The sequence below is a fragment of the Polyangium sp. 15x6 genome (assembly GCF_029960785.1).
Classification (GTDB): domain Bacteria; phylum Myxococcota_A; class Polyangia; order Polyangiales; family Polyangiaceae; genus Polyangium.
Genome location: NZ_JASBQE010000219.1, coordinates 1 through 4568, shown reverse-complemented (window position 1 = coordinate 4568; position 4568 = coordinate 1). Strand labels below are relative to the sequence as shown.

Below are 4568 nucleotides of genomic sequence, written 5' to 3'. Positions count from 1 at the left end.
GCATGGGCGCGGGCGGCATGGGCGGGATGGCCGGCGCGGGTGGCGCTGGCGGCGCTGGAGGCATGGGCGCGGGCGGCTCCGGCGGCGCTGGCGGCGGCGGCCCGATGTGCGTGACCCCGGCCGATTGCCCCTCGCCCGGCACCCCGTGCGCCGTGGCCACCTGCGAGGCCGGCGCGTGCGGCACTTCGTTCGTGGCCGCGGGGACGGCCACGGCGAATCAGCAGGCCGGCGATTGCCGCGTCGAGCAATGCGACGGCGCCGGGAGCACGATGAGCGCCGTCGATGCGAACGACACGCCGAACGACGGGAACGTCTGCACGAGCGATCTTTGCGACGCGGGCATCCCCTTGCATCCGCCCCTCCCCGCCGATACGGCCTGCAACGTGAATGACGGCAAGCTCTGTGATGGCAACGGAGCCTGCGTCGAATGCAACTCCGGCCCGCAATGCCCGAGCGGCGTGTGCATGGGCCACGTCTGCCAGCCGGCGAGCTGCGACGACGGCGTGAAGAACGGAACGGAGACGGACGTCGATTGCGGCGGCGGAACCTGCTTGCCCTGCGCCTCGGGGCAGGCCTGCACCACGGCGGCCGATTGCCAGACCGGCGCGTGCATCGGCGGCCTCTGCGATGCCCCCGCGGTCGTGAGCACGACGCCAGCCGACGCGGCGACGGGCGTGGCCGCGGGCGCGACGGTGGCCGTGACGTTCAGCATGCCCATGGCCCCGGCGACGCTCGGCGCGCAGACGGACATCGGCCCGTGCACGGGCACGATCCAGCTCTCGACCGACGATTTCGCCACGTGCCTCGGCTTCGCCGCCGCGACGCCCACGATGTCGAACGGCGGCACGGTCGCGACGCTCGTCCCGGCGCCAGCGCTTTCGTACGGGACGACGTACAAGTTGCGCGTGACCACGGCGGCCAAGGATCCGTATGGGAATGCCCTCGGCGCGGCGTACACGCAGATGACGGGCTTCGCGACGGGCGCGCCGCCCCCTTCGTGCATCGGCTCCGTGGTGATAAGCCAGGTCTACGGTTATGGTGGCGAGTTCGGCGCGACGTACTTGTACGATTACATCGAGCTGCACAACCGCGGCAAGACGCCGGTGTCCCTGAAAGAGTGGTCGCTGCAATTCGCGTCCGGAACCGGGCTCTTCTACACGTCGTCGTACCTGACCAGCAAGACGATTCCGCCCGGTGGTTATTTCTTGGTCCAAGAGGGCTCCGGGCTCGGGAGTTATGGCACCTGGCTCCCGGTGCCGCCGGACGTCACGCACACCGCCTCGGTCTACGGCGGCCAGGGCAAGGTAGCGCTCGTGAGCAGCTACACGCAGGTGAGTGGCGATTGCCCCCTCGGCAACACGTCGCTCGTCGATTTCATCGGCTATGGGAGCTCCGTGAGTTGCTATGAGTACGAGGATGAGGACGACTATACGCCCGGGCCCTACACGCCCGATCCGAAAAAATCGCTCTTCCGCGTCGGCGACGGCTGCACGGACACGAACAACAACGAGGCCGACTTCGTGGTCGGCACCGCCGCCCCGCGGAGCAGCTTCGGCGCGGCCCACATCTGCGATTGCGGCGCCGAAGACGCGACGGTCAACGAGTCGGATCTGCCCGCCGAGATCGATTACTGCAATCTGCAATTCCCGCTGTCCGTCACCGTGGCCGCCGGCCAGACGACGCCCGTCGTCTACGGCCGCGTCTACGAGGCCGACATCACGAATCTGAACGGCGTGAATGCCACGGTGAAGGCCGAGGTCGGGTACGGCCCGGCCAACGTCAACCCGACGAGCCAGAGCGGCTGGCAATGGTTCCCGGCCACGTTCAACATGCAATACGGCAACGACGACGAGTACAAGGGCTCGTTCACCGCGCCCGCGGCGGGCACCTACCGCTACACCTATCGCGTGAGCCTCGACGGCGGGCGCTGGACCTACTGCGACATGGACGGCGCCGGCTCGAACCCGGGTCTCAGGTTCGACCCGGCCAAGCTCCCGGTGCTCACCGTCACGCCCTGAGCCCCCCAACCCTCCCTCTCCACGGTGTGGCTGAGCATTGGTCTCATGTCGAAGCCGCTGCGCTGGGGCGTTGCCCCAGGCCCCACCGGGGCTATCCGCCCCTGGACCCGGACCAGCGCAAGCGCTGGACCGTTCGTCGATGAACTGCGCTCCGCGCAGTTCATCGAACAGGCCGACTCGAGACAGCCGCGCTGCCCTTTCGACGGGCAACGCGGTCCAACCGGCCGGTTGGAAGAACTGCGCTCCGCGCAGTTCTTCCATCCCGAGTCCAGGGCTTGCCCTGGTTCGGGTCGAGGGGCGAACAGCCCCCGCGGGGCCCGGGGCAGCGCCCCGGCGAGGCGCCTCCCAGATGAGACCAATGCTCAGTCTGAGACGGTTGACATCTCGAACGACGCGAGCATCCCTCGGGCTCATGAGCATCTTCTCCCACGTCATCGGCGTCGACGACGCGCCCTTCCCGCGCGCGCACCGCGGCGACGTGCCGATCGTGGGCGTCGCGTTCGCCGGAACGAGGCTCGAAGGCGTGCTCTCCGCGAAGGTGCGGCGCGACGGCGCGAACGCCACGGACGTCCTCGCCTCGATGATCAGCCGCTCGCGCTTCGCCGCGCATACACGGCTCGTGATGATGGAAGGCATCGCGCTCGCGGGTTTCAACGTGGTCGACATCCACGACCTCGCCGCGCGGCTCGGCATGGCCGTGTTGGTCGTGTCGAAGCGCGAGCCGAACGTCCCGGCCGTGCGGCACGCGCTGCTCGAAAAGGTCCCGGGCGGCGCGCGCAAATGGAAGCTCGTCGAGAAGGCGGGGCCGATGGAGCCGTGCGCCGACCTCTTCATTCAGCGCGCGGGCCTCGGCATGGACGAGGCCACGGCGGTGATCCGACGGCTGGCCGTCCACGGCCGTCTCCCCGAGCCCGTCCGGGTCGCGCACCTCGTCGCCAGCGCGCTCGCGGTCCCTGGCGCGATTGGCGCGGACGTCGTTCAGCACGACTGAACGATGTTTGCGGGAGATCGCGAAGCGAGCTCCCTCGGGGAGAAGTTCTGGCCATCCTGACCCGGGGTCGCCAACCCCGCGGATCTTGGCTGGATCTCCACGGATACGGGGGCCCCCCGCCGCGAACGCGGTGCCCTTTCCGTCGCCTTTTCCTTCGTGCGGGTCCTCTCGGGGCTCCGGGGGGCCAGCTCGGGGATCGCCTCATGGAGCGGACGGCACACGTCGAGCCCAAGCTCGGCCGCCGTGCGGGCGGCGCGTCGGTAGCGGTTGATCATGTCGCTTGACTTGTGCCCCGTTCTGTCCTGCACCCACGCCTCCGTCCGTCCGTTCGCGAGCGCCAGCGTGACGAACGTGGCCCGCGTATCGTGCAGCCGGATCCGCATCCTCGTCTCCGTCCGCGCGAACAGCTCCGGCCGGCGAATACCTGCCAGCTCCAGATGTCCGCGGAACCGGCCGGCAGTGTCGCTCGTGGTGAGCCGCTGTCCCTTCTGGCTTCCTTCGTCGTACACGAAGACGGGCGCGTCCCCTGACACTCGCACGCCTCTCGCTGCGCAATGCTCCCGCCAAGCGCGCAACGCGGCAACGACCCCAGGCGACAATGCCCACGCGCGGGGCTCGTCCGTCTTATTCACATCGAGCACAATCACCCCGAGATCCAGATCGATGTCAGACCAGGTCGTGTTAAGGGCTTCCGAGCGGCGCATCCCTTCCCGATGAAGGAAGCCGTAAAACAGGCGCCATTCCAGCGGAACCTGCGTGCAGCCAAGCAACATCGCGTCCTCGTCAGGATAAAGCCACCCTTTCGCTTTTCCTGCCTGATACCGCGGCACGAATCCCCGCGGCAGCGGATGCACGGCGATATGGCGCAGTGGAAGGACCGCCAGCGAGCAGATCCGGTACACGAGCTGCGCGACAGAACGCCGCGAGTTTGGCGAGAGCTTCGGTGGCAGGCTCCGCATGACGGCTTCCGCGTGGTCGAGCGTGAACTTGTCGATCGCCACGTCCCCGACCATCGGATAGACGTATTTGTCGAGCACGTACCTGTTGGTTTTTGCACTTCGTCGTCGCTTGACTCGATCGGGATAAAGATCCGCCAGCTCGCCGCTCGTCCACCGCTTGCCGATTTGCTCGATCGTCGGCGTCAGGTTCTTCTGCACCACCTGTCCCGATGCGATCATGTCAACGGCCTTGCGCACCTCGTTCAATGCCTTCCCGTCACGCACCGCGGCGCGCTTGATGATGTCCGGCGCGATGTCGTCGCGTCCGCATTTGCGGAGCTTCGCTGCCAGCTCCGCGAGGATGGCTTGACGCGTGACGGCGCTCCGCTCGTCCTTGCATGTTTCGAGCATGAAGCTTTGCCGCTTCTTCGTTCCGATGGTGAGCCGCGCGAACCACTTGCCGCGCCGCTCGTAAACGTTCCCCGTGGCTAACACTACTGCGGGACATTAGAATCAAGCAAGAGGGGTTGGCGCATGTTGGTGGCGTGGGATGGCGGCTCTCTACAGGAGGACCCGTGCATGACATCGCCGGTGCGGTGACAGAATGGGCACCGTGGCAGC

At 67.7% G+C, this 4568-nt stretch carries 3 protein-coding genes; 2 read left to right on the top strand and 1 reads right to left on the bottom strand.

Translation table 11 applies throughout. From position 1 onward, the window contains the following. Positions 1-2018, top strand: a 2018-nt coding sequence (locus tag QHF83_RS52935; RefSeq protein WP_282425815.1) for an Ig-like domain-containing protein, incomplete at its 5' end; no start/stop codon positions are given. A gap of 412 nt (positions 2019-2430) precedes the next feature. Further along, the gene (locus tag QHF83_RS52930) at positions 2431-3009 is read left to right on the top strand and encodes a DUF99 family protein (protein WP_282425814.1); all 579 of its coding nucleotides are present in this window, start codon (positions 2431-2433) and stop codon (positions 3007-3009) included. On the opposite strand, the gene QHF83_RS52925 is transcribed toward QHF83_RS52930, so the two are convergent. Continuing rightward, positions 2997-4232, bottom strand: coding sequence for a site-specific integrase (locus QHF83_RS52925; RefSeq protein WP_282425813.1), 1236 nt, complete (start codon positions 4230-4232; stop codon positions 2997-2999). The genes QHF83_RS52930 and QHF83_RS52925 overlap by 13 nt on opposite strands. Positions 4233-4568 lie beyond the last annotated feature (336 nt).